Annotated in this window: 22 protein-coding genes and 1 tRNA gene; 12 read left to right on the forward strand and 11 right to left on the reverse strand. The window is 66.8% G+C overall.

All coding sequences use genetic code 11. The features are described 5' to 3' along the window. Positions 1-2: 2 nt before the first annotated feature. The 4 genes from narJ to E0E39_RS10695 are packed head-to-tail and all read right to left on the reverse strand — an operon-like array spanning position 3 to position 6,723. On the reverse strand, positions 3-710 hold the full coding sequence (gene narJ, locus E0E39_RS10680) for a nitrate reductase molybdenum cofactor assembly chaperone (protein ID WP_130874716.1): 708 nt from the start codon (positions 708-710) through the stop codon (positions 3-5). Continuing rightward, entirely contained in the window at positions 710-2,299 is a 1,590-nt protein-coding gene (narH, locus tag E0E39_RS10685; RefSeq protein WP_130874717.1) for a nitrate reductase subunit beta, read from the reverse strand. Before narH ends, narJ begins: the two co-directional genes overlap by 1 nt. A gap of 21 nt (positions 2,300-2,320) precedes the next feature. Beyond that, positions 2,321-6,025, reverse strand: a complete 3,705-nt coding sequence (locus E0E39_RS10690; protein ID WP_130874718.1) for a nitrate reductase subunit alpha — start codon at positions 6,023-6,025, stop codon at positions 2,321-2,323. Further along, positions 6,022-6,723 carry a helix-turn-helix transcriptional regulator gene (locus E0E39_RS10695; RefSeq protein ID WP_165444743.1) on the reverse strand — a complete coding sequence of 234 codons (702 nt, stop codon included), beginning with the start codon at positions 6,721-6,723 and terminating at the stop codon, positions 6,022-6,024. The genes E0E39_RS10690 and E0E39_RS10695 overlap by 4 nt, the downstream gene beginning before the upstream one ends. Before the next feature lie 190 nt (positions 6,724-6,913). Here E0E39_RS10695 and E0E39_RS10700 point away from each other — a divergent pair, with 190 nt between their 5' ends. The 4 genes from E0E39_RS10700 (at position 6,914) to E0E39_RS15810 (ending at position 10,470) form a co-directional block, all read left to right on the forward strand. Next, positions 6,914-8,212, forward strand: a complete 1,299-nt coding sequence (locus E0E39_RS10700) for an MFS transporter (RefSeq protein ID WP_130874720.1) — start codon at positions 6,914-6,916, stop codon at positions 8,210-8,212. Between the two features lie 18 nt (positions 8,213-8,230). After that, positions 8,231-9,589 carry an MFS transporter gene (locus E0E39_RS10705; RefSeq protein ID WP_130874721.1) on the forward strand — a complete coding sequence of 453 codons (1,359 nt, stop codon included), beginning with the start codon at positions 8,231-8,233 and terminating at the stop codon, positions 9,587-9,589. A 73-nt stretch (positions 9,590-9,662) separates the two neighbouring features. Then, positions 9,663-9,735 (forward strand) — tRNA-Arg (locus E0E39_RS10710). Between the two features lie 582 nt (positions 9,736-10,317). Then, complete coding sequence (locus E0E39_RS15810) at positions 10,318-10,470, forward strand: hypothetical protein (RefSeq protein ID WP_165444744.1); 153 nt, start codon at positions 10,318-10,320, stop codon at positions 10,468-10,470. A gap of 97 nt (positions 10,471-10,567) precedes the next feature. Here E0E39_RS15810 and E0E39_RS10720 read toward each other — a convergent pair whose 3' ends face one another. The 3 genes from E0E39_RS10720 to E0E39_RS10730 all read right to left on the reverse strand — a co-directional run bounded on the left by E0E39_RS10720 (position 10,568) and on the right by E0E39_RS10730 (position 14,211). Then, complete coding sequence (locus tag E0E39_RS10720) at positions 10,568-12,166, reverse strand: hypothetical protein (protein ID WP_130874722.1); 1,599 nt, start codon at positions 12,164-12,166, stop codon at positions 10,568-10,570. A gap of 150 nt (positions 12,167-12,316) precedes the next feature. Continuing rightward, positions 12,317-13,138 (reverse strand): ABC transporter ATP-binding protein, encoded by an 822-nt coding sequence (locus E0E39_RS10725; protein ID WP_245988283.1) that lies wholly within the window; start codon positions 13,136-13,138, stop codon positions 12,317-12,319. Further along, positions 13,135-14,211 carry an ABC transporter substrate-binding protein gene (locus tag E0E39_RS10730; RefSeq protein ID WP_130874723.1) on the reverse strand — a complete coding sequence of 359 codons (1,077 nt, stop codon included), beginning with the start codon at positions 14,209-14,211 and terminating at the stop codon, positions 13,135-13,137. Before E0E39_RS10730 ends, E0E39_RS10725 begins: the two co-directional genes overlap by 4 nt. A 187-nt stretch (positions 14,212-14,398) precedes the next feature. Here E0E39_RS10730 and E0E39_RS10735 point away from each other — a divergent pair, with 187 nt between their 5' ends. The 6 genes from E0E39_RS10735 (at position 14,399) to fni (ending at position 20,738) form a co-directional block, all read left to right on the forward strand. Next, a complete protein-coding gene (locus tag E0E39_RS10735; RefSeq protein ID WP_245988284.1) occupies positions 14,399-15,367 on the forward strand; it encodes a FecCD family ABC transporter permease in 969 nt (322 codons plus the stop codon). Continuing rightward, positions 15,364-16,440, forward strand: a complete 1,077-nt coding sequence (locus tag E0E39_RS10740; protein ID WP_130874725.1) for a FecCD family ABC transporter permease — start codon at positions 15,364-15,366, stop codon at positions 16,438-16,440. Before E0E39_RS10735 ends, E0E39_RS10740 begins: the two co-directional genes overlap by 4 nt. A 179-nt stretch (positions 16,441-16,619) precedes the next feature. Further along, entirely contained in the window at positions 16,620-17,582 is a 963-nt protein-coding gene (gene mvk / locus E0E39_RS10745; RefSeq protein WP_130874726.1) for a mevalonate kinase, read from the forward strand. Then, positions 17,579-18,562: a diphosphomevalonate decarboxylase gene (gene mvaD, locus E0E39_RS10750; protein WP_130874727.1), complete on the forward strand. Its 984-nt coding sequence runs from the start codon at positions 17,579-17,581 to the stop codon at positions 18,560-18,562. The genes mvk and mvaD overlap by 4 nt, the downstream gene beginning before the upstream one ends. Further along, the gene (locus tag E0E39_RS10755) at positions 18,559-19,653 is read left to right on the forward strand and encodes a phosphomevalonate kinase (RefSeq protein ID WP_130874728.1); all 1,095 of its coding nucleotides are present in this window, start codon (positions 18,559-18,561) and stop codon (positions 19,651-19,653) included. Before mvaD ends, E0E39_RS10755 begins: the two co-directional genes overlap by 4 nt. After that, a complete protein-coding gene (gene fni / locus E0E39_RS10760; RefSeq protein ID WP_130874729.1) occupies positions 19,650-20,738 on the forward strand; it encodes a type 2 isopentenyl-diphosphate Delta-isomerase in 1,089 nt (362 codons plus the stop codon). Before E0E39_RS10755 ends, fni begins: the two co-directional genes overlap by 4 nt. 148 nt (positions 20,739-20,886) lie before the next feature. On the opposite strand, the gene E0E39_RS10765 is transcribed toward fni, so the two are convergent. Further along, entirely contained in the window at positions 20,887-22,251 is a 1,365-nt protein-coding gene (locus E0E39_RS10765) for a tripartite tricarboxylate transporter permease (RefSeq protein ID WP_130874730.1), read from the reverse strand. Continuing rightward, positions 22,248-22,538 carry a hypothetical protein gene (locus tag E0E39_RS10770; RefSeq protein WP_130874731.1) on the reverse strand — a complete coding sequence of 97 codons (291 nt, stop codon included), beginning with the start codon at positions 22,536-22,538 and terminating at the stop codon, positions 22,248-22,250. The genes E0E39_RS10765 and E0E39_RS10770 overlap by 4 nt, the downstream gene beginning before the upstream one ends. 40 nt (positions 22,539-22,578) lie before the next feature. Here E0E39_RS10770 and E0E39_RS10775 point away from each other — a divergent pair, with 40 nt between their 5' ends. Continuing rightward, positions 22,579-23,046 carry a DUF5360 family protein gene (locus E0E39_RS10775; protein ID WP_245988285.1) on the forward strand — a complete coding sequence of 156 codons (468 nt, stop codon included), beginning with the start codon at positions 22,579-22,581 and terminating at the stop codon, positions 23,044-23,046. Positions 23,047-23,190: 144 nt separating this feature from the next. Next, a complete protein-coding gene (locus tag E0E39_RS10780) occupies positions 23,191-24,546 on the forward strand; it encodes a D-serine ammonia-lyase (RefSeq protein WP_130874732.1) in 1,356 nt (451 codons plus the stop codon). Positions 24,547-24,616: 70 nt separating this feature from the next. On the opposite strand, the gene E0E39_RS10785 is transcribed toward E0E39_RS10780, so the two are convergent. Both E0E39_RS10785 and E0E39_RS10790 read right to left on the reverse strand, forming a co-directional pair. After that, entirely contained in the window at positions 24,617-24,835 is a 219-nt protein-coding gene (locus E0E39_RS10785; RefSeq protein WP_130874733.1) for a CsbD family protein, read from the reverse strand. A 113-nt stretch (positions 24,836-24,948) separates the two neighbouring features. After that, the gene (locus E0E39_RS10790; RefSeq protein WP_130874734.1) at positions 24,949-25,608 is read right to left on the reverse strand and encodes a TetR/AcrR family transcriptional regulator; all 660 of its coding nucleotides are present in this window, start codon (positions 25,606-25,608) and stop codon (positions 24,949-24,951) included. Positions 25,609-25,664 lie beyond the last annotated feature (56 nt).

Raw genomic sequence — 25,664 nt, forward strand, 5'->3', positions numbered from 1 at the left:
GATCAGACTCCCAGCAGTTCAGCGTCTTCGTCGGGACGGGGGTTCAGGAACGGATCGATGCCGTAGGGTTCCAGCCCCACGTCCTCGGTTTCGGGGCCGTCGCGGAGCAGTTTCGCGACGGTTTCGGCCTGCTCACCGTCGATGGCGGGCAGGGTGGCGCGCAGGGCGGCCAGCGCCCCGTGCCAGGGAGATCCCCGGTGCTCCAGGGCCATGGCGAGCAGTTCCACCCCTGCGCGGTGCCGGTTGATCAGTTCCCAGGCGACATCCAGGTCGCCGAGGGCCCCGAACTCCAGGACCACTGACAGGTGGTCGGGCAGTTCCTCGTCGCTGACCTCCATCCCGGCGCGGCGGTAGGCCTGTTTGAACTGCACCAGGGCCACTCCCCGTTTCCGGCTGTCGCCGTGGGCGTAGTAGGTCAGGTGCAGGGCGCACTTGCGGGTGTGGTCGAAGGTCTCGACGTAGGCCTGCCGGGAGGCCTCCAGGCCCTGCTTTTCGAGGTGGTCGATCACCCCGATCAGCGGCTCCCCCACCGTGGCGGGCAGCCGCCCGGCCGTATCACGAAGCCGCGTCAGGTTCCGGAACAGCTTCACCGACGGGTAGTCCAGCAGCAGGGAGACGGCCTGCCATGTCACGCGCAGCTGGTCGTCGGGCAGCTCCCGGGCCGGGACGTTCGGGGCCCGGCGTCCGATGCCGGGTAGCCAGCGTCTCATCACTTCACCCCCGAGGTCGGTATGCCGTGGCCGTCCCAGTCGAGGAAGGTGCCCTGTCCCTGAGCGTTCTCCCGCCGGGCCTTCGCGGCCGAGTAGCTGCCGATCGTCACGGCAACGGGACCGCTGCCGGGGGCCGTGCCACCCTCGCCGACGGGGCATTCGGTGGAGATCGACTCCAGGCTGTGGGCCTGTTCCTTGTGCGACGGCGGGATGACGTAGCGCTCGTCGTACTTGGCGATCGCGAGCAACCGGAACATGTCCTGGATCTCCTGGCCGGTCATGCCGACCTTGGCGGCGATCTCCTCGTTGCCGGCCCCTCCGAGGTTGATGTCGCGCATGTAGGAGCGCATCGCGGCCATCTTCTCCAGGGCGGCGCGCACCGGGGTGACGTTGCCGGCCGTGAACAGGTTGGCCAGGTACTCCATGGGGATGCGCAGCACGTCGATGGCCCCGAACAGGTTGTCGACGTCTTCTGCGTCGTATCCGGTGGAGGCGACGGAGTCAACGATCGGCGACAGCGGCGGGATGTACCAGACCATCGGCATGGTGCGGTACTCCGGGTGCAGGGGAAGCGCCACCCGGTGATCCATGATGAGTTTCTTCACCGGGGAACGCCGGGCCGCCTCGATCCAGTCGTGCGGGATGCCCTGGCGTTCCGCCTCGGCACGGATTTCGGGATCCTCCGGGTCGAGGAAGACCGTGAGCTGTTTCTCGTACAGCTTGTGTTCGTCGCGTTCGGCCGCTGCAACGAGAACCGCATCGGCGTCGTAGAGCATCAACCCGATGTAGCGCAGCCGTCCGACGCAGGTTTCCGCGCAGATCGTGGGGATCCCCAGCTCCACGCGCGGGTAGCAGAAGGTGCATTTCTCGGCCTTGCCGGTGTGGTGGTTGAAGTAGACCTTCTTGTAGGGGCAGCCGGAGATGCACATGCGCCAGCCGCGGCAGCGGTCCTGGTCCACCAGGACGATGCCGTCCTCGGCGCGTTTGTAGATCGCACCGGAGGGGCAGGAGGCCGCGCACGCCGGGTTGAGGCAGTGTTCGCAGATGCGCGGCAGGTAGAACATGAAGGTCTGTTCGAACTCGAACTTCACCTTGTCCTCGATGCCCTTGAGCATCGGGTCCTTGTGCCCGTACTCGACCGCACCGCCCAGGTCGTCGTCCCAGTTCGGACCCCACTTCGGGGTCATCTTCTCGCCGGTGATCAGTGAGTGGGCCGTAGCCACCGGGAAGTGCTTCTGCCCCGCCGGGGCGTTCAGCAGGTTCTGGTAGTCGTAGGTCCACGGCTCGTAGTAGTCGTCGATCTCGGGCATCTTCGGGTTGCCGAAGATGTTGAGCAGTTTGTGGAACCGACCACCACCCTTGAGGCGCAGCCTGCCGCGTTTGGTGACCTCCCAACCACCCTGCCATTTCTCCTGGTTCTCGTATTCCCGGGGGTAGCCGAGACCCGGGCGGGTCTCCACGTTGTTGAACCACACGTACTCAGTGCCGGAGCGGTTCGTCCAGGCCTGCTTGCAGGTAACCGAGCAGGTATGGCAACCGATGCACTTGTCGAGGTTCATCACCATCGCCATCTGGGCCATGATTCGCATGTTGATTAGGTCCTTTCCGGCTCAGAAGTAGGTGACGTCCTGGGAACGCTTGCGGATCATCGTGACCTCGTCACGGTTGTTACCCGTAGGTCCGTAGTAGTTGAACGCGAAGGCGATCTGTCCGTAGCCACCGGCGATGTGGGTCGGCTTGACCATGATGCGGGTCATCGAGTTGTGGATGCCGCCACGGCGACCGTCGCGCTCGGTGAGAGGAACCTCGATGAGGCGGTCTTGAGCGTGGTACATGTACACGGTGCCCTCGGGCATGCGGTGCGACACGATCGCGCGGCAGCTGACGACGCCATTGCGGTTGACCAGCTCGACCCAGTCGTTGTCCTCGATCCCGACCTTAGCCGCGTCCTGCGGACTGATCCAGATCTGCTGACCTCCGCGGGAGAGCGTCTGCATGAACCAGTTGTCCTGGTACTGCGAGTGAATGGCCCACTTGAAGTGGGGGGTCAGGTAGCGCACCGAGACCCCTAGCTCGTTGACCTCGCCGAGGGGTGTTTCCCCGAACAGTCGGGTCATGTTGAGGGGACCGCGGTAGGTGGGCAGCTGCTCACCGAGCGCGATCATCCAATCGTGGTCGAGGTAGAAGTGCATGCGCCCGGTGAGCGTGTGCCACGGCTTCATGCGTTCGACGTTGATGGTGAACGGGGCGTATCGGCGGCCTCCCGACTCCGAGCCCGACCATTCGGGTGAGGTGATCACCGGCTGCGGCTGGGCGACGATGTCCTGGAACTTGATGTGCTTGCCCTCGTGTTCAGCCGCCAGGTCGTGCAGCTGCATGCCGGTCCGTTTCTCCAGGGTCTTGAACCCCTGGGTGGCCAGGTGCCCATTGGTGGTGCCGGCCAGCGACATGATCGCCTCGGCGACGTCGATCCCATTGTCCAGCTGCGGACGGCCGTCGGCGGGGCCGCCACGGCGGGTGCCGTTCTTACCCTTGAGGTATTCGATGGCCGACGTGACGTCAGTGACGAGGCCTTTCTGGGCGGTGCCGAGCTTGTCGAGCAGCGGACCGACGGTGCCGTATTTCGCCCCGATCGCGGTGTAGTCGCGTTCGACGACGGTCAGGCGCGGCATGGTGACCGCCGGGATCGGATCCACCTCGCCCTTGCTCCAGTCCCTGACCACACCGTGAGGCATGGCCATCGCGTCCGGTGAGTCGTGCATCAGCGGGGTGGCCATCACGTCCTTGCGCACCCCGAGGTGATCCTTGGCCAGCTCGGAGAGCTTGTCGGCGATCAACTGGAACGCCTCCCAGTCCGTCTTCGCCTGCCAGGGCGGATTGATGGCAGGGGTGAACGGGTGGATGAACGGGTGCATGTCGGTGGTGTTGATGTCGTGCTTCTCGTACCACGTGGCCGCGGGCAGCAGCACGTCCGACATCAACGTCGAACTGGTCATGCGGAAGTCCAGCGTCAACAGCAGGTCGAGCTTGCCCTCGGGCGCCTGCTCCCGCCAGACCATGTCCTTGGGGCGCATCTCCCCTTCCGCCTCGGCGGCGGTGACGGCGTGGTCGGTGCCGAGCAGGTGCTTCAGGAAGTACTCATCGCCCTTGGCGGTGTTGCCGATCAGGTTGGAGCGCCACAGCGTCAGTGCCCTGGGGAAGTTCTCGGGATTGTCGGGGTCCTCGACCGCGAACTTCAGCCTGCCCTGTTTGAGCTGATCGACGATGTAGTCGGGGGCCTCCTGCCCGGCGGCGGCAGCCTCGTCTGCCAGGGTGAGGGGGCTCTTCTCGAACTGTGGGAAGAACGGCATCCAGCCCAGTTTCGCGGACTGCACGTACAGATCGGAGGTGACCTTCTTGTCGAACAGGCCGTTGCCGAACTTCTTAGCAGAAAGAGCATCGGCGTCGAAGGTGTCGTAGCGGTACTGGTCGGTGTGGATGTACCAGTAGCCGGTGTGGATCATCTGCCGGGCGGGGCGGTGCCAGTCCAGCGCGAAGGCCATGGTGGCCCATCCCGTGATGGGGCGGGCCTTCTCCTGACCGACGTAGTGGGCCCAGCCACCCCCGTTGCGCCCTTCGCAACCGCAGAACTGGATCAGCGTCAGCATGGTCCGATAGATCACGTCGGCGTGGTACCAGTGGTTGGTGCCAGCCCCCATGATGATCATGGAGCGCCCATTGGTGTCGATCGCGTTCTGCGCGAACTCGCGGGCGACCCGGATGACCTGTGCGGCGGGAACGTTGGTGATGGTCTCCTGCCATGCGGGGGTGTAGATGCCCTCGACATCGTCGTAATCCTTCGGCCAGGCGCCGGGCAGGCCTGGGCGGGCCACGCCGTACTGGGCCAGCAGCAGGTCGAGGACGGTGGTGACCAGCCGGTCCCCGACTCTGCGCACCGGCACCCCGCGGCGCACCCCGAAGGGCTCCTCGGCATCGTTTGCGAAGCAGGGCAGCTCCACCTCGACCATCTCGTGCCCGGGAGTGTCCATCATGGTCAGGGCCGGTTTGATGTCGCCCAGGACCAGGTTCCACCTGCCCGCATCGGCGTCGCCGAAACGATGCCCGAGGGTGCCGTTGGGGCTCGCGACCCGGTCAGTGTTCTCGTCCCACACGAGCGGCTTGAACATGGCATTGGCCTGCTCGGCCAGGTCCCCGCCGACATCGCCCGCGACGAGGTTCTTGCCCGGCCGGTACACACCGGGGGCGTGTTCGTCGAGGGTGATCAGGAACGGGGAGTCGTTGTAGGTGCGGTTGTATTCGTCGAAGAACGGCACCCGCCGGTCGGCGAAGAACTCCTTGAGCACCACATGCCCCATCGCCATGCCGAGGGCCGCGTCGGTGCCGGGCGCGACCGGAACCCACTCGTCAGCAAATTTGGTGGCCTCCGAGTAATCGGGCGACATGACCACGACCTTCTGACCGCGGTAGCGGGCCTCGGTCATCCAGTGGGCGTCGGGCGTACGCGTCAGGGGCACGTTCGAACCCCACAACATCAGGTAGCCGGCATCCCACCAGTCGCCTGATTCACGAACGTCGGTCTGGTCGCCGTAGACCTGCGGCGAGGCGGGCGGCAGGTCGGCGTACCAGTCGTAGAAGGACAGCATGCAGCCGCCGATTAGGCTGTGGTACCGGGCACCGGATGCGTGGGAGACCATCGACATGGCCGGGATCGGCGAGAAACCGGCGATCCGGTCGGGACCCCAGCGTTTGATGATGTAGGTGTGGGCGGCGGCCACCATCTCGACGGCCTCGTCCCAGTTCGCCCTGACGAAACCGCCCTTGCCGCGGGCCCGTTTGTAGGTGCGCGATTTCTCCTCGTCCTGGACGATGGAGGCCCACGCCAGCACGGGATCACCGTATTGGGCCTTGGCCTGCCGGTACATCTCCAGCAGGATGCCCCGGATGTAGGGGTAACGCACCCGGGTCGGGGAGTAGGTGTACCAGGAGAACGACGCTCCGCGCGGGCAGCCGCGGGGTTCGTACTCGGGCCGGTCGGGACCGACGGAGGGGTAGTCGGTCTGCTGCGCCTCCCAGGTGATGATCCCGTCCTTGACGTAGACCTTCCAGGAGCACGACCCGGTGCAGTTCACCCCGTGGGTGGAGCGAACCACCTTGTCGTAGGCCCAGCGGTCCCGGTAGAAGGAGTCGCTGCGACCGCCCTTCTTGTGGACGGTGCGCCCGTCACGGGAGACCTCACCCCGCGTGAAGAACCGGCCGGTGTCAACCAGCAGATCCGTGAACGGACCGTCCATGCCCACCTCGTACGTGTTGGTCATTGCTTCTCTCCTTCGTGTCCGGTTTCCCGGCTGAGCCTCAGGCAGCAGGGTCCGCCCGAGAGGTCTGCTTCGAGTTCGACGTCCGTGTCGGGTTCCCCGAGCGCCCCCAGAGCCCCGCGGATGAGCCCCCGGTGTGCGCCACACACGGCCTCGGGGGACGAGAAAGCGGCCCCGCGGAGTGGGCAACCGCGCAGCTCCGCGGCCAGACAGCACGGCCCGGTCCGCGTCACCCGGGGGTCGTATCCCCAGGACCTCAACAGCCTGAGCACGACGTCGGCCTTGTCCTGCCAGCCGACCTCGGAAGGCGTGGGCAGCCCCAGGACGTCGGCGTCCAGGGTGCGCATCGCCCATTCCCTCAGCACCTCCTCGGCCTTGGCGCTCTCGACGTCCAGCACCTCGGCGAGCACCTCGGCCAGCAGCTGGTAATCGTCCTGGATGGTGACCGAGGGGACGGCGCGGGGCACCGGGAAGTAGCGGCGCCGGGGCCGCCCGACCCCCACCCGTTCGTCGCGCTGCAGGAGCCGTTCCTCGGCGACGAGCCGATTGAGGTGCACCCGGACGGTCGTTACGTGCAGCCGGAGATGCTCGGCGACCTCAGCGACCGTCAGACCCTCAGGATGGCGCGCGAGGAGGTCGAGGGCAGAATCCTGCGCGGATGCGGTTTGTTCGCCCCCGGCCAGCTGCCTCACGACGGTCACCGACGTCCTCCTGCAATCAGAATAAAAAGGGAAGCCCCGGCCAGTCCGAAACGAGAATTTAGCAATGAACTTCTTGCTTTAAGCCCCGGCTGTTAGGCCTTCCCGGCCTCGTCTGTTGACTTGATACTACAGCCACACATAGGCTCCTGCCAGCAATTAAAAGGGACCATCCCCCAATGGAGGGAGCGCCGTGAGCGCCGACACAACCAGACATCATGAGGCCCCGGGCGCCGTGCGTGTCCTCACGATGTCCAGCATCTCGTTCACCCTGATGTTCGCCGTGTGGCTGATGTTCGGGATCCTCGGCAAACCCATCCAGACGGAGTTCGGCCTGGACTCCGTGCAGTTGAGCTGGATCAGCGCCGTCGCGGTCCTGAACGGCTCCATGTGGCGCCTGCCCGCGGGAATCCTCGCCGACCGTTTCGGCGGCAAGATCGTCTTCACCGTGATGATGACCTTCGGGGCAGTGGCCTCACTGGCGGTTTCCTTCGCCGACAACTACGCGATGCTGCTGGTCCTGGCCTTCTGCGTCGGCATCGTCGGCAACTCGTTCTCGGCCGGTGTCGCGTGGAACTCGGCCTGGTACTCCCCGCAGCACAAGGGCTTCGCCCTCGGCGTTTTCGGCGCGGGCAACGTCGGCGCCTCCGTCACCAAGATCATCGGCCCCGGCATCATCACGGCCACCGCAGGCAGCGCCGTGCTCGGTTTCCTCCCCGGCGGCTGGCGCCTCATCCCCATCGTGTACGCGATCCTGCTGATCGTGGTCGGGATCCTCCAGTGGTTCATCACCCCCTTCCCGGATCGCACACCGGGGGCGAGCGCCAGGATCTCCGAGATGCTGACGCCGCTCAAGGACATCCGGGTGTGGCGCTTCAGCCTCTACTACGTGATCGTCTTCGGGGCCTACGTTGCCTACTCGGCAATCCTGCCCACCTACTACCAGGACGTGTTCAGGGTCGATCTCGGCACCGCCGCCCTCCTGACCACCACCTTCATCTTCCCCGCCTCTCTGCTGCGGCCGCTGGGCGGCTGGGTCTCCGACCGCTGGGGTGCCCGCACCGCCATGTACGCGACCTTCGTGCCGATCGGCGCCCTTTTCACCGTCCTGTGCATCCCCAGCGGGGTCGACGAGCAGGGCAACGCCTACGGCCTGCCGCTGTGGCTGGTGGTGACGCTGGTCTTCCTGATCGGCTGCACCATGGGCATCGGCAAGGCGGGGGTCTACAAGCACATCCCCACCTATTTCCCGCACCACGTCGGTTCCGTCGGGGGTCTCGTCGGCATGCTGGGTGGCCTGGGTGGCTTCTTCCTTCCCCCGATGTTCGCCTACATCGAGAAGTTCACGGGGCTGGCCTCCACCCCCTTCATCGTACTGACCGTCCTGACAGGCCTTACGCTGATCTGGATGCACCTCGTGATCTCCCGCATGAAACGGGCGAACCCCGACAAGGACCTCGTCGAGGTCCCCGACGGCACCCAGTCCGCGTAGGAAGGAGAAGGAAGACCAATGAGCACACCAGCAGAGAAACCCCGCTCCGGGGAGTGGCTCGAGGACTGGGATCCCCAGGACGAATCGAAGTGGGACTCCAGGATCGCCTGGACCACCCTGACCATCACGACGTTCTCGCTGACCATGGCGTTCGTGTCCTGGTTCCTGCCGAGCGCGATAATCCCGAAACTCACATCCATCGGCTTCGCCTTCAGCAAGGACGAGCTGTACTGGATGACCTCCATGGTGGGTCTGTCCGCGGGCATCCTGCGCCTGGTGTGGATGGTCCTGCCCCCGATCCTGGGCACCCGGAAGCTGGTGACCATCACGTCGGTGCTGATGATCCTGCCGCTGATCGGCTGGGGGTTCGCAGTCCAGAACCCGGGCACCCCCTATTGGTTGTTCATGGCCCTGGCCTTCCTGGCGGGCATCGGTGGCGGCGCGTTCTCCGGTTTCATGCCCTCTACCTCCTATTTCTTCCCGAAGCGCCTCCAGGGCACCGCGCTCGGCCTCCAGGCGGGCATCGGCAACTTCGGTGTCTCGCTGGTGCAGCTGCTCACCCCATGGCTGATCGGTTTCTCCATGGTGTCCTGGCTGGGCGCCGCCCAGCACGGCCCGAAGGGTGACGTCTGGTACCAGAACGCGGCCTTCGTGTGGGTGCCGCTGCTGGTGGCCATCGCGGTGTGGGCCTGGCTGGCGCTCAAATCCGTGCCGATCAAGGCCAACATCAGGCAGCAGTTCGACATCTTCAGCAACCCCGACACCTGGTGGATGACCTACCTCTACATCATGACCTTCGGCACGTTCTCGGGTCTGTCGGCCCTGTTCGGCCTGCTCATGGCCAACCTGTACGGCTCGGGGGCGGGCCTGGAGGACCTCGTCGCCCAGGGCTACGCGCTCAAGGACCCGGCTGTCTACGCCTTCCTGGGCCCGCTGGTCGGAGCCGGGGCGCGGGTGGCCTTCTCGCCACTGACCGACAAGATGGGTGGCGCGATCTGGACCCTGATCTCCGGGATCGGGCTGGTGATCTCCATTCCGGTCACCATTCTCGGTCTGACCCCGGACAAGAGCTCGGTGGTGGCTCTCGACAGCAGCTTCAACCTCTACCTGTGGGGCATGCTCGCGATCTTCCTGTTCTCCGGGATCGGCAACGCCTCGACGTTCAAGCAGATGCCGATGATCTTCGAGCCGCGGCAGGCGGGCGGTGTGATCGGCTGGACGGCCGCCATCGCCGCCTTCGGGCCGTTCCTGTTCGGCGTCGGCGTGACTCTGCTGGGTGCTGTCGCGTTCTACTGGGTCGGTGTGGTCTTCGCCCTCGGCGGGGTGGTCATCACCTGGCAGCGTTACGCCCGCAAGGGCGCCCCGAAGCCCAGCTGATCACCGCCGGTGGCGGGTCCGTGCGAGGCCGGGTCGCACGGACCGCCACCGGATGGGATAAGCTGCCACAGTTGGCCCCGTAGCTCAGGGGATAGAGCACCGCTCTCCTAAAGCGGGTGTCGTTGGTTCGAATCCAACCGGGGTCGCGGATGAAACGCGCTTGGTCATACGTGACCAGGCGTTTCGTCGTTTCCATGGCCGCTCTCCTGGCCCCGGGGCCGGTCGAATCGACTCGCGGGTGTTCCTACTGTCCCCGTTTCAGCAGTTCCTCGAAGGGGGTGACCTGCTCGCACCCGTCGACGGAGAAAGTCGGCGTTCAGGGCCCGTCAGGCAGGAGCGCAGCTCCTCCACCGCCTCGTCGATGCGCCGCCGGAGTGCCGCCACCCCGAACCTCCGAAGTCCTCGGTGACGGCGAAGACCCCGGTGCGGACCGCCCCGAGCCCCTCCTCGTCTGCGAGCCTCTCGATCTCGACGGTGGCCCTGATGCGCTCGTGCTCGGTGGGGGGTACGCCCGGCGGCGGGGTCGGTGATCACGTCGCCGACGCTGAAGATTCCGAACTGCACGTCTTCGCATCGGACAGACCAAAGCTGATTGAATTGTAAATCGCTCTGGTGGTTGGCTCATTCCCCGCCCCAGCTCAAACCCACGGCTCAGCAGGCGCACAGCAAACCCACAGCCAGACGTTGTTCGATGGAATCAGCAACGACCCTCGCAAAGAGAGCAGACCATGACAACCTTCATCCGCAACACGAAGATGTGGGCCGCGGCAACCCTGATCGCCCTGTCCCTGGGAACGGCCGTCCTCACCTCGACCTCACCCGCCACGGATGCGGCGAGCCAGCGATCCGACGTGGTGGCGGTCAGCACCCTGACCGCGTGACCGGCTCCGAACGCCGGGCGCGCGGTTCCTCGGCGATTTTCAGGCAACCGTGCGCTCCAACGGAACCGGCCACGACCGTTCGCCCCGGCGTGGTCGCTCAGGCGGGCCCCCACGCAGCCAGGCGGGTTTCTCCCCTGACCTCACCGACCTTCTCGCTCCTGCCCAGGAGTATTCGGTTCCCCGGCATGCGGGGCACCGGGTACCAATCACCGCCGTCGCCCACCGAGATGTCGACCACGTCACCGGAGCCGACGTACTGGGCGCGGACCTCATCCGAGGATTTCTTGCCGACGACGATGGAATTGAAACCGTCGGATACCCCCATCACCTCCTCGTCGCCGATGGTGAATCCAAGTTCGCCTTTCGATGCTTCGTGGCTGAAATCCACAGGGGCCACTGCATAGCCGAGGTTCGGAGTCTCCTCCTCGTTCTTGAACGAGGTCATCACATGCACCTTGCCGTCCACGTTGACCAGCCGTGGCCAACGCATCCCGTACGCTTTCCCGCTGATTCCCTCAAGGCCCGGAACCGCACGACAGCTGCTGGCGGTCTGCTCATTGCACAGCGAGATGTTGCGTCTTTCCGTCCAGCGCCCTTCCGGGCTGGCAGCACCTTCTTCTCCTACACGGATCAAGATCCCGACGCCATCGGGCCACGAAACGTACTCGTAATCGGTTTTCGATGTGTCGACGATCTCAAAACTTCCCTCACCCGCCTCGGCCAAGCTCGGGTTGCTCCTTCCGTCCAGAGTCCGTGGACCGACATGGATGGGATAGGGGGATGTGACAGGGTTCTCCCTGGTCGCCAACACTTCCCCGTTTCTCGCGGAGCGCAGCTTCTCGGTGGGTTCCTTTCTCTTAGTCCCGGCGTCGTTCGAATACTCCCAGATCGTGAAAACATCACCGGTCACCCCGAGGTATCCGACTTCCCAGCCGAGGCTGTACCCCCCAGGAAGCTCATCTCGCCAGACCTCGCCGCCCGTGCCGTCGAGTCCGAGCAGGTGGGCGCCGTTCCCTTTTCCGCCGGAGATCACGACGACCACCCCGTCGGCCCAGGAGGCCACTCGTCCCGTTTCCGTTGAACCGCCGTCCTCGCCCGCGCTCTCCCGGGGAAATGTGATCAGGTCACTTCGAGTTCCCGCCTCGTCCAGGGTGAAGATTGTTCCCGCGAGATCGGTGCAGATGATTTTGGGAGCGGAGGGAAGCGTATCGCAGCTCCACTTGGAGTCGGCGTCGAGGCTCCACACCACTTCTCCGGTCCCTGCCGAGACACCTGCGAGTCTGCTGCCATTCGCATCGAGGTCGGTGTCGTCACAACTCTTGTTGTTGACCACCCAGACCACCCAGACGTCACCGATCACCAGGGGACCGTCGTCCAAGGGGCCACCCCGCAAGGTGTTTCCGTCGTGTTGCGGCGTCTTCGACCAGTCGTAGCAGATGCGCGGCTCCTTGTAATCGGGGAAGGCCGCGACGAGGTCGAGTTCCCACAACTTCCTTGCCCCATTCGTGAAGCTGGTTCCGGGGTCCTGGAGAGGCGTGAAGGTCGGGAGTGCCAGTGGTGTGGAAGAGGATCTCCCGGATTCCGGCGCCGAGCGGTTCAGCAGGCCTGGTATCACCGCCCCTCCAGCGACGACGAGAGCGGCGGTCACGGCGAGGATGATCCACCCAGGACGCCACCCGAAAAGCCTTCTGTTCACTCCGGCTTCTGGATTCCGTGGTTTCTCAGATGTTTCCGTGTGCTCCATTGCGAGGACCTCTTCCCGGTGAACGCCAGCTGGGACAGAGGCTACAAGCCATCAGGGTCATTTTCTCTTTCAAACAGTCGCGCGACCTTTCGGGAATGCTCGCTATCCGGTGCCGTGTGTCCTCGGGGGAGCCGGAAGCACCAGCGGTGTGCCCGTCACCGGGTCAGGGGTCACCGACACCTTGAGGCCGAACACCTGTTCCACCGTCTCCGCGGTCATCACATCGGAGGGTTTTCCTTGCGTCAGGATCCGGCCGTCGCGCATGGCGATGATCCGGTCCGCGTAGCGGCAGGCCTGGTTGAGGTCGTGCAGCACGGCCACCACGGTGGTGCCGAGCACCTGGTTGAGCTCCCGGCACAGCTCCAGGACCTCCACCTGGTGGGCCAGGTCCAGGAATGTGGTGGGTTCGTCGAGGAGCAGCACGCGCGTCTGCTGGGCCAGTGCCATCGCGATCCACACCCGTTGCCGCTGACCGCCGGACAGCTCGGTGACGCGCCGCGCGGCCAGCGCGCTGACGTTGGTGCGTTCCATGGCGGTGCTGACCTGCTCGTCGTCCTCGTCCGACCACTGGTGCAGCACGCTCTGGTAGGGATACCTGCCGCGGCTGACCAGCTCGTGGACGGTGATGCCCTCGGAGGCTATCGATGACTGCGCCAGGAAACCGACCTCCCGCGCGAAGGCCTTGGGACGCATTCCCGCGATCTCCCTGCCGTCGAGCAGGACGGTTCCCGAGCGCGGCGGAAGCACCTTGCTCAGCGACCGCAGCAGGGTGGACTTGCCGCAGGCGTTCGGCCCGACGATCACGGCGAACGATCCCGTCTCGATGCCGACGTCGAGACCCGCCACGACGTCGGCGCCGCCGGCATACCCCAGATGGAGTTCCCGGCCCTCCAGCACGAAGGACCGGGAGTCGTTCCCACTCAACCCTGGATGGCCTTGACTATCTGGTCGCGGACGACATGCGCCGCGGTCGGCCCGGCGTTCAGGAAGAACGGATCGTCATCAACCTTGACGGCGTGCCCAGCGCCCACGGCCTTGAGCGATCCCCAGAGCGCCTGCCCGGTGAGTTCTTCGTCCTTGCCACCCTGCACTCCGTAGAACAACCAGTCCCCGTCGGCCTGGTCGAGGGTCTCAGAGGACAGCTCCTGGGAGACACCGTCGGTGAACTGCTGGGTGTCGGGGCGCTGCAGTCCCATGTCGGCGACGACGGAACCCGCGAACGATGCCGGCCCGAAGACGCGGAGTTTCTCCCCGTTCTTGCGCAGCAGCGAGATCGTTCCGGCGGAGCCCAGCGCGGAACCGGCCTCGGAGGCCTCCTGCGTGAGCCCGTCCAACACGGACTGGGCCGCTTCCCGTTTGCCGAGCGCATCCGAGAGCAGCAGGAAGTCGATCTTCCAGAACTGCCCCGTGCCGCGAGTCACGACGGTGGGGGCGATGGCTGTCAGGTTCTTGTACAGGGTGTCGGCGTCGTCCTTGCCTGCCTTGTTGGTGAGGATCAGGTCGGGTTTGAGCGCCCCGATGGCCTCGATGTCCGGTTCGGTGCGGGACCCGACCTTCGTGATGGCCTCAATTGCGGAGGCCTGGTCGGGGTAGGCGTCCTTCAGGTACTGGGGGACGGGGCCCTCGGCCCCGGATGCGGTGGTGGATCCGATCGGGCACATGCCCAGGGTCAGCATGGCGTCGGCCTGGCCAGTGGAAAGGATGACCACCTTGGTGGGGGCAGCATTGATCGTCGTCTCGCCCTGCTGATGAACGACGGTGCGCGGAAATACCCCGTCGGCCTGCCCCGAACCCAATCCACTGTCCAGTTCGCTGGGAACAGCGGTGTTCTCCGGAATGCTCCTGGGGGAAGCGGATGCGCCGGAGGATGCATCCTGCGAAGCGGAGTTGGAGGAACAGGCCGCGAGCACCGCCAAGGCGGAAACCGCCCCGCCTGTCAGGATCGTGCGGCGGGAGACGGTGGAATACTGGGGGCGCGTGGCTCGGAAAGCACTCATGAGGGCAAGGCTAACCTTAGTTCCGTGACAAAAACCAGCATATCTCGCAGTTCGTCGCGATCCTCGACCCGGAAAAGGCCCGCACACCGTGCGATCCACCGCTGACCGGGCCGATGCCCCCGCTTGGAATCGTCGCCCTCGTTCTGCTCGGCAACACAACGGGTTCTCGCGCTCCCTGGCGCCTTTGGTGGCGGTTCTGGTTCTTCTCGTGCTGATCACCGAGAGCCTCGCCCTGGGATCGCGGACCCTGGGACCGGAAGAGGTCTGGCAGGGGCTCCTGGCGCACGACAACTCGGTGGCCAGCAAGGTGGTGTGGGAGCTGCGCATCCACCGCACCGTTCTCGCGATCGTGGTGGGCGCCTCCCTCGCGGTGGCCGGCGTCGTCATGCAGGCCCTCACACGCAACCCCTTGGCGGAACCCGGAATCCTGGGCGTCAACGCGGGCGCCTCCCTCGCGGTGGTCGCGGCCATCGGGGGGCTCGGGTTCACATCCGTGAACCAGTACCTGCCGTTCGCTTTCGTCGGCGCGGCGGCGGCGGCTGTGCTCGTCCACGTGATGTCGCGGCGCTCCGCCGATGCCGGTCCCGCCCGCCTGGTACTGGCCGGTGTCGCACTGAGTGCCAGTCTGTCGTCGATCACCGGCACCATCACGATGTACAACAGCAAGATCTTCGACTCGTACCGGTTCTGGGTGGTGGGTTCGCTCGAGAACCGGAAACTGGAGGTCCTGCTCTGGGTGGCCCCGTTCCTGGCGGTCGGCCTGGTCCTGGCCCTGGCATCCGCGCACAGCCTCAACGCGTTGGCCCTCGGCGACGAACAGGCCACGGCGCTCGGGGTGAACCTCGCCGTGGTGCGGGGCGGGGCGTTCATCGCCCTCACCCTGCTGTGCGGGGCGGCCACGGCGGCCGTCGGCCCGATCTCCTTCATCGGTCTGGTCGTTCCCCACGTGGTCCGCCTGCTGGTGGGGGCCGACCAGCGACGCCTGCTGGCGTGGTCGGTCGTGGTGGGGGCGGGACTCCTGCTGGCGGCCGACGTGGCGGGACGGCTCCTGATCCGCCCCACGGAGCTGGAGGCCGGAATCGTGACCGCCTTCATCGGGGCACCCGTGCTGTTGGTACTTGCTGTGACGAACCGGACGATCAGGAGGGGCGCATGACCGCGGAATCGGTTCACACCCTGGGCGCTCCACCCGGTCATCGCCGACTCGCCCTCGGCTCCGGGGCGCGTTGCAGTTTCCTGCTGCACGGGCGGTCGCTGGTGGTGGCCGGGATCGCCCTGCTGGTCTTCCTGGCGGGTTCGGTGGCGTCGCTGACCACGGGGGCCTACCCGGTGTCCCTCGACATGCTCCTGGAGGTGTTCCAAGGAAGAGGTGAGGATCTGGCCCCCTTCATCGTTCTCGAACAGCGGCTGCCGCGGGTGACGGGAGCCATCATCATCGGCGGCATGCTCGGGATGTCGGGCGCGATTTTCCAGAGCGTCTCCCGCAACCCCCTGGGCAGCCCCGACATCGTCGGTTTCACACGGGGCGCAACAACGGGCGGCCTGTTCGCCATCCTGGTGTTCGCCTCATCCAGCACGCTGATCACCGGGGCCGGCGCGATCGTCGGCGGCGCCGCCACGGCGGCGGTGGTCGTGCTGCTGACGGCACGACGCGGGGTCGGAGGGGACACCCTCGTACTGACCGGTATCGCCCTGGGGCAGATGCTCGCTTCCCTCAACGACTACCTGCTGGCCGCCACCGACATCGAGTCGGCCGAGGCGGCCAAGACCTGGCAGCACGGCAGCCTCAACGGCATCACCTGGGCCACCGTCACCCCTCTGCTGATCACCGCAGTCCTGCTGCTCCCGGTGGGCCTGTGGCTGGCCGGGCCAGGCAGGATCCTGGAGATGGGCGACGACACCGCCTCGGGACTCGGCCTCAGGGTTCGCCGGACCCGTTCCGCGATGATCGGCTACGGCGTGGTCCTGGCAGCGGTGTGCGTGGCCGCGGCGGGCCCGATCGGTTTCCTGGCCCTGGCCGCTCCCCAGCTGGCGGGCCGGCTGTCACGCTCGGCGGGGATCAACCTCCTGCCGACATTCATGGTGGGCGCGGCCCTGCTGGTCCTGGCCGATTTCACGGCGGGACGGCTGCTCAGTCCCTTCCAGATCCCCGTCGGACTGATCAGCTCGGCCCTCGGCGGGCTCTACCTGATGTGGCTGCTGGGAATGGGGGGTCGGCGTCGCGCATGAGTGAGGGCGCGGGGCGATGACCACCCGCCCCGTCCCGGCAGGGCTTGCGGCCGGACGGAAGGGGCCGATACTGTTTTCCCGCCCCACCTCCGGCCTCGAGACATTGAGGACCGTCAGTGGTGGGGAGCGACGCGCCGGGTCGCTCCCCATGCACCCGGGCCACAGGCAAGGAAAGAAATTTGGAAAGGCACTCCCCCGCCCGTGAGGGCCGCGGCCGCACCTGGGCGAAGGCCATCCTCCTGGGCGAACACTCCGTCGTGTACGGACACCCCGCCGTGGCCGTGCCGCTCCACGATCTGCAGATGCTGGCGACGGCCACGCCCGTCAACGGCCCCTCACGGCTGAACAGTCTCGATCACCGTGGCCCCATGGACCAGGCCGGCCCCCGGTTCGCCTGCATCGTGCAGGCCTTCGAAGCGGCCCGGGAGTTCTCGGAATGCCCCGCACGACCCTTCGAGATCACCACCCGCAGCGACTTCCCCCACGAACGCGGCCTGGGTTCCTCCGCGGCCGCGGCGGGCGCGATCATCCGCGCCGTCCTGGACGCCTGCCGGCGCGACGCGTCCGAGGACGAGCTGTTCGCCCTGACCCAGCTGGCCGAGCAGGTGGCACACGGAAAACCGTCCGGGCTGGATGCGGCGGCGACCAGCTCCTCCCACCCCATACGGTTCCAGGGCGGCCGGATGCGCCCCCTCAGCCAGCGCATCGAACACGCGCACCTGGTCATCGCCGATTCGGGCGTCCACGGCAGCACCCGCCAGGCCGTCGGCGGCCTGCGACGACGCTACGAGGAGAACACCGGAACCATCGGACCGCTCATCGACGAACTCGGCGCGCTCGCACGCGAAGCGATCACTGCCCTGGACGGCGGCGACGCACCCGCCCTCGGAGCAGCCATGAACCGGGCGCACACGGTGCTGGCGGAACTCGGGCTGAGCCTGCCGGTCCTGGATGAACTCACCGCCTCCGCCCGCCGGGCCGGGGCGCTGGGCGCCAAGCTCACCGGCGGGGGGCTCGGCGGGTGCGTGCTCGCCCTGGCGGACAGCGCGCAGGCGGCGGACCGTGTCCGCACCGCCCTGGAACACGCGGGTGCACCCGCGACCTGGACCCACCGGATGCCCGTCAGCGAGGTGAACGAATGACCATCACCGCGACGGCCAGCGCGAACACCAACATCGCCCTGATCAAGTACTGGGGCAAGGCGGACGAGGCACTGGCGATCCCCGCGACGTCGAGCCTGTCGCTCACCCTCGGCGGGACCCGGACCACCACCACGGTCTCCTTCGACGGCGGCGCCGCGGGCGAGGACGCGATCACCATCAACGGCACCACCCCTGGCGGGACGGCCCGGGACCGGGTCGTCCGGTTCCTCGACCTCGTGCGCGCCCGGTCGGGCACGGCGGTGGCGGCGAGCGTCACGTCCTCCTCCACCGTGCCGCTCGCGGCCGGCCTGGCGAGCTCAGCGGCTGGGTTCGCCGCGCTCGCCGCGGCCGCCACGCGCGCGGCGGGCATGCCCCTGGACGAGCGTGCGCTCTCCAGGCTCGCCCGGCGCGGCTCCGGGTCGGCCACCCGCTCGGTCTTCGGCGGCCTGGTGCTGTGGAACGCCGGCGTCGACGACGAAACCTCCTACGCCGAACCCGTGGACTGCGGCCTGGACCCGGCCATGGTCGTCGTCGTTGTCTCGGCAGGGAGCAAGACCATCAGCAGCACGCAGGCCATGCGCCACACCATGACCACCTCGCCGCTCTACCGGGCCTGGGTCGAGGCCAGCCACGAGGATCTGCGGGCGGCGCTGGAAGCGGTGCGCGCCCGCGACCTGCCACGCCTGGGTGAGGTCGTCGAGGCCAATGCCCTGGGAATGCACGCCGCGATGATCGCGTCGCGGCCCTCCGTCGTGTACTGGCTGCCGGAAACGCTCGCCGTACTGCACACGGTGCGTGTCATGCGCGAGGAGGGGTTCCCCGTCTGGGCCACCATCGACGCCGGCCCGAACGTGAAGGTCCTCACCGCGAGGAAGGATGCAGACCGGGTCGCGGATGTTCTCCGGGACCGCGTCCCCGGGGCCACGGCGTCGGTCAGGTACCCGGGCGGGGGCGTGCGCGTCGAGGAGGTCACCGCGTGATCTCGGCCAGCGCCCCCGGAAAGCTCTACATGGCGGGCGAGTACGCCGTGGTCGAACCCGGCCACCGGGCGGTGCTGGTCGCGGTCGACCGTTTCATCACCGTCCGGGTGACGGCCGCCGAGCACGCCGGCCGCATCACCTCCGACCTGTACGCGACGCGCTCCCTGACGTGGTACCGGCGCATCGAGGACGACGTGCTGGAGGTCGAGGAGCAGTTCGACGACTACGTGGTTTCGGCGATCCGCGTCGTCGAGCAGATGGTGCGCGAGGCGGGCGGCGCGATGCGGTTCTTCGACCTGGACGTCTCCAGCGAGCTGGACGACGGCAGCGGACGCAAACTCGGCCTAGGGTCCTCCTCGGCGGTGACCGTGGCGACGGTGCGGGCCGTGGCCGGTTTCTACGACCTGCCCCTGGACGACCTGGTCGTCTACAAGCTGGCGCTGCTGGCCAGCGATGCCGTGCAGCCCATCGGTTCCGGCGGCGACATCGCCGCCAGCGCGTTCACCGGATGGGTCGGTTACACCTCCCCCGACCGTGCCTGGCTGCGCAGGGAACGCGGGAGAACGAACGCGGAGAACGGTCTGGGCCGGCTGGTGGGCGCGCGCTGGCCGCTGCTGGAGATCCACCGCCTGCCCGCCCCCGACCTGACTCTTCGCGTGGGATGGACCGGCGCCCCCGCATCCACCCCCCGGCTGGTTGCGGGTGTCCAGGCCGGTGCGCACAGAACCGATGACGCCGCCTACACGGCATTCCTGCGCGGCAGCGAGGACTGCCTGGAGCATCTGATGCGGGCGCTCGAGGACAACGACTCGCCCGGGATCATGCGCCGGATCGAGGAGAACCGGCGGCTCCTCCTCGATCTCAGCCGCACCAGCGGGATCGCCATCGAAACCCTTCAGCTGCGGCGTCTCGTGGAGATCGCCCAGGCGCACGGGGCGGCGGCCAAGAGCTCCGGAGCCGGGGGCGGGGACTGCGGAATCGCCCTGTGCCCGCCCGAAACGGACACCGCCGCCCTGTGCGCCGCGTGGGAGGAGGCGGGTGTCCACCCCCTCGACCTGACGGTCCATTCCCGTCCCGGAGCAACCCCATGACCCCCGATCGCGGCGCCCCGGGACACGCCTCCCGGAAGGACGAGCACCTGAACCTGGCCGTGCGCCTGCACGACCGGGACCGGTCCAACGCCTTCGACGACGTCTCCTTCATCCATCACGCCCTGCCCGGCACCTCCGTCGACTCGACCGATCCGGGCACGACCGTGTGCGGTGTGCGCTGGGATGTGCCGTTCTACATGAATGCGATGACCGGAGGCACCCGGGCCACGGCGGAGATCAACGCCGGCCTGGCCGGGGCCGCCTCCGATGCGGGCGTGGCGATCGCCTGCGGCTCGCAGCACATCGCCCTGAAGGATCCCGGGCGCGAGGATGGTTTCCGCATCATTCGCCGCGAGGCCCCGCGCGCCTTCGTCCTGGCCAATGTCGGCCCGACGGTCAACCCGGAGGATGCGGTGCGTGCCGTCGAGATGCTCGAGGCCAATGCCCTGCAGATCCACCTCAACGTGGCGCAGGAGCTGGTCATGCCCGAGGGGGACCGGGACTTCCGCGACTGGCCCGAGCGGATCGCGGCCATCGTCGCGGCGGTGCCCGTTCCCGTCATCGCCAAGGAGGTGGGGTTCGGCCTTTCCCGCCGCGCGATGGCGATGCTGGAACTGGCGGGCGTCGCAGCCGTCGACGTGGCGGGCACGGGCGGCACCGACTTCATCGCCATCGAGAACGAGCGGCGCCACCGCCGAGACTACTCGTACCTGACCGGGTGGGGGCAGTCGGCGGTGCTGTGTCTGCTGGATGCGCTGTGGGGGGACGAACCCACCGGGCTGCCGGTTCTCGCGTCCGGGGGGGTGCGCACCCCGCTGGACGTCGTGCGTTCACTCGCGCTGGGCGCACGCGCCGTCGGCGTCTCGGGGCACTTCCTGCGCACCCTGGTCAAGAAGGGCCCGGACGAACTTCGGATCGAGCTCACCACGTGGATCGATCACGTGCGCACGCTCATGACGCTGCTGGGGGCGGCCGATGTCGATCAGCTGCGCGGCACGGATGTGCTGGTGACGGGGGAAACCGCCGAGCGGGCCCGCCTGCTCGGCGTCGATCCGGCGCAGTTCGCCCACCGCTCGAAGCGTTGAAGGGTGATCGAGCCGGGCTTTGAAGCCGGTTGAGCCGGGCCGCGAGGAACGAGCAGCCCGAGTCGAAACCACCCCTGGCACCCGGTCGACAAAACCCGACGCAAGACCCGGACAAGGTCGGCATGGTTGTGTGGAGACCTGAACCAGTTCAGGCGAGGGTGGCCAGGGCACCGACGATTCCGGGGGCGGCGTAGAGCGTCATGAACTGCACGCCGTAGGAGACCCCGAGCCGGTTGAGCGCTCCGCACACCACGCCGACGAGCAGCACGCCGAACATGTTCGGAACGCCCGCGTCGATGTAGGCCAGCAGCAGGATGAAGACCACGAACAGCGTGAGGACCGCCTCGTGCGGGATGCGTCGCATGACGAAGTAGGTGATCTGTGACGACCACCGGACCGCTATGACGTAGGTGATCACGACCGATATGAGCGCACCCACGGTGACTGCTGCGACGAAACCGGGCAGCTGCAACAGGTGGTGAAGGTTGTTGTCCAAGCTGTAGACGGGGGGTGCGTTGAACAACGGACCCGCGGGTCCCGCGGAAACCCCCGAGACGGGAATGCCCAGGGCCACGAGCGGAATGATGACGCCGGCGAGATAGGTGGAGTGCGTCAAGGAGCTCATGACGGTCACGGCGCGTTGCGCGCGACGCACGGGGTCCTTCTTCTGGCGCGCCACCGACGCCTCGCCGAGCAGGAAGGTCAGGCCGACGGGGCTGAGAACGAACAGCGGCGTCGAGACGGCTGCCATGAGAGCGCTCCACCTGCCCTCGGACCGGGTGATCATGTGGCCCGGCATCAGCGCCTGCGACTCGAACCCGGAGCGCAGGAGGGCCGTCCTGGTCCTGGTCCCGTGCGGAAGCGCCGCGCGGCGCTTGGCGTTGAGTAGTTCGAGCAGGGTGATGAGCATGGGGCCGACCGTGATCCCCAGGAAGAAGGAGATGTTGACGTTGCCCTTCTCCCCGATGATGTTGACCGAGCGGTAGAGCGTGGGCAGCGCCTGGAACATCAGCGCCAGCGGAATGATCGCCACCAGCGCGAGGATCCGGTTGGTGCCGAGCAGCGCCAGCAGCACCGTTCCCGCCGCGAGTATCACCGGGGTCTGGGCCTTGATCGGATCGGCGATGGGCGCCAGCAGCCCCGCCAGGATGAAGCTGAGGGGTATGGAGACCACGGTTCCGATGGCGGAACCCACCGCCATTTTCCGGATCGTCTCGGATGCCAGGCCCTTGTTGCGCAGGAAAACGGAGTGCTCCATCAGCGGGGCAGACATCACCCCGCCCGGCAGGCCGACCAGAGCGGTGGGAATGCCGTTCATCAGGTTGAGCGTCACCACCGCGGAGACGAAGAAGGCGAGCACCACCTCCGGTGGGGCGCCGGACAGCACGACGGCCAGGGTGATGGGCGCGAGAACGCTCGTTTCGTCGGTGCCGGGGATGAAACCGATGAAGGTGTAGAGCACGACGGCGCCGAGCACCGCCACCAACATCATGCCGATGAGTTCCGGGGTCACGCGGCACCGTCCTCACCGGCGTCGGCGGGGTCCATCTCCTCGACGATCGCGACCTCCCGTTTGGGGGTCACGAGGAAGCAGTTCGCGACGAAACCGACAACCGATGCCCCCAGCCCCCAGTAGAGCGTCTGCCCGCCGGTGTTCGCGGCGATCAGCACCGCCGCGACGGCGCAGACCGCCGAGACCGCCAGACAGACCAGCAGGTCCCTGGGCGAGACGAGGTCGTTCCAGACCTCGATGTTACGACCTTCCAGGCCCTCGAATCCGGCTTCGGGAATATCGCGCACGATCGGCCATCGTATTCCAGATCCCCCGAACGCACCATACATGGCTCATCGACACTCCAGCGGATTGATCGGTTCGCCAGGCGAGCAGATAGGCCCCGTCACCGCAGTCCCTCTCGATGTCTGCACGCAACGCACTGCGAAGGTGTTTCTCATCGTCACCGATCTCGGCCTGCTCGCCTACTGGACACTGACCACCATCGGCGTGATCTCGGTGGGCACGGGTGACGTCCTGTTGGCCTGGAATTGGTCCTTCCTACCCTTGGACCTGTTCGCGGTCACTGCTGGCCTGACGTGGTCGCTGCTACCCACCGGGCATCGCTGGTCGGCACCGCTGTTCCTGTGCGCCCTGACCCTCACCTTCTCGGCGGGTCTGTTGGCCGTCAGCTTTTTTGCGCTGTGGGGCACGTGGGCCCTCTCATGGTGGCTGGTGAACCTCTGGTTGATGCTGATGCCGGTGGGACTGCTCCTCACCCCCAAGCTCTTCTGCCGCGGGACGGCATCACCGTGAGCGGGAAGAGAAACGGTATCGATCCGAAGCGCACCCCTGGGGAAGGCCAAACGGCCGACGCATCCCCAAGGCAGTCACGGTACCGCTACGACCTGAAAGACCTCTAAGCTGTGGAGCGGATCTGAGGCAACCGCAGGAGCAGCCATGACGAGCATCGCCGGAAAGGAACCGTCCACCTGGGAAGCGAAGTTCCCCCTGATCCGGGAGCTCGTCGCGTACCAGGAGACGGCGTGGTTCAACCCCGGGGTCAGGTCCGGCAAAGCTGCATTGACGGGCCTCGGGCTCACGGTCGCCGACATCGACGACGCAGCGGAACGCATGAGGCGCTTCGCCCCCTACATCGCTCAGGTCTTCCCCGAGACCCGGCTCTCCGCAGGGATCATCGAGTCCCCGCTGTACGCGGTTCCGTTCATGCAGGCCGCGATCGAACGTCGGGAGGGCATCCGGATACCCGGGAAACTCTGGGCGAAGATGGACGCCGAGTTGCCGATCTCCGGTTCCATCAAGGCTCGCGGGGGGATCTACGAGGTGCTGCACCACGCGGAGTGGATAGCCCTCGACGCGGGGTTGATCACCCGGGACTCCGACTACCGGGAGCTGGACTCACCGGAAGCCCACGAGCTGTTCTCCGAGCACTCGATAGCGGTCGGTTCCACCGGGAACCTGGGCCTGTCGATCGGGATCATGAGCGCTCGGCTCGGTTTCGACGTCACCGTGCACATGTCCTCTGGCGCCCGCCCCTGGAAGAAGGAGATGCTCCGCAGGCACGGCGTCGAGGTGGTGGAATACGACTCCGACTACTCGGTGGCGGTGTCCGCGGGTCGAAAGCAGGCCAGATCCGATCCGTCGACGCACTTCGTCGACGACGAGAACTCGACGACCCTGTTCCTCGGATACGCGGTGGCCGGGCGACGACTGGCCGGTCAACTCCAGGCCCTCGACGTCCTGGTGGACGAGGAACACCCGCTCTTCGTGTACCTGCCGTGCGGGGTGGGCGGCGGTCCCGGGGGAATCACCTTCGGCCTCAAAACTGTCTTCGGCGACGCCGTCCATGCGGTTTTCGCGGAACCGACCCACTCCCCCAGCATGCTGCTCGGTGTGCGAACCGGGCTCCACGACGCGGTCTGCGTGCAGGATTTCGGCATCGACAACATCACGAGCGCGGACGGCCTGGCGGTCGGTCGCCCGTCGGGGTTCGTCGGCAGGTCGCTGGAACACGCCATCGACGGCTACTACACGGTCAGCGAGGAGAATCTCTACCGCTATCTCACCCTGCTCCGGGAAACCGAGGGACTGAAGGTGGAGCCCTCCGCCGTCGCCGGTTTCCTCGGTCCGCAGCGGGTCCTGGCCGATGCAGCCTATCTGAAACGCACCAAGTTGACACCGAAGGCGCTCGCCAACGCGACGCACCTGGCCTGGGCGACGGGTGGATCGATGGTGCCACCGGACGAGATGAACGACTACTTCCGCAAAGGGGTCGAGCTGCTGCTGGAGTTCTGAGGAGGCCGCCGGGAAATGACGAGGCCTCCGGGGCCGTTGAGGTTCCCCGGAGGCCTCGCCCGTATCGGCCTCACTTTCCGGTGAGCTTGTCCTTGGCCTCTTCGACCTTGTCGGCGACACCGCTCGCGACGTCACCGAGCTTCTCCTTGGCGTTGTCGACGATCTGACCGACGCCGCCCTTCACGCGATCCTCCTGGCCTTCGGCTCGGAGGTCCTGGTCGCCGACGGCCTCGCCAATGCTCTCCTTGGCCTTGCCGACGGTTTCCTGGATCTTGTCACCGAGTCCCATTGCATCCTCCTGATGGTTGTTGCGTGCATCGAACCTTTCCTCAGACTACAAGGCGGTCCACGTTCACCCAAGACGTCCGGGCGCGCCCATGCTGAGGAATTCGCGGCTGAGGGTCACCAGAACCAGGCGCCGGGAGCATCCTGCTTCGCACCGTCCCTGCGCAGCAGTAGCGCGTCGCACCCCAATCGATTCACCTGTCGCGCGTAGGCCAGTCGATCCTCCAGGCTCGGGAGTTCATCCGCCATGAGGCCGTCGAGGAGCAGGACCGCCAGCCCGTGGACGCCCGCCCACAGGGCGGTCTCATGCTCGCGAATGGCACGTTCGCCGAAATTGATCCGCGCGAGCCGGCCGAGTTCGTCGTAGGTCCGTCTGCTTGACGCCTGGACCCCGGGAAACCTCGCGGGGTCGCACATGTCACGGCGGAACATGATCCTGAACACCCCCGGATTGGTCAGTGCGAACTCGACATAGGCGTTCCCGGAAGCCTCCACCACCGTCCTGAGATCCTCGGTCTCCACCAGGTCGCGAGCTTCACCCAGCCGGTTGGCCAGCTCGTCGAATCCCGCCTCGACGAGGGCCGCGAGGATTGCCTCACGGTTGGCGAAGTAATGGTAGGGAGCCTGATGGGTGCAGCCGGCGCGACGTGCCACCTCCCGCATGCTGAGCGCCGCGGGCCCCCCCTCGTCCAGCAGTTCGCGACTGATGCGCAGCAGGTCATCGCGCAGAGTGCCCGTCTCACCGGTTCTCGACCTACCCGACACTTTCCTGGTCATGGCCCGAGTCTACGCCACGCTTGACACCGTCAAGCGACTCGCTAGGCTATCACTTG

The organism is [Pseudopropionibacterium] massiliense (genome assembly GCF_900607225.1).
In the GTDB taxonomy this organism is placed as follows: domain Bacteria; phylum Actinomycetota; class Actinomycetes; order Propionibacteriales; family Propionibacteriaceae; genus Arachnia; species Arachnia massiliensis.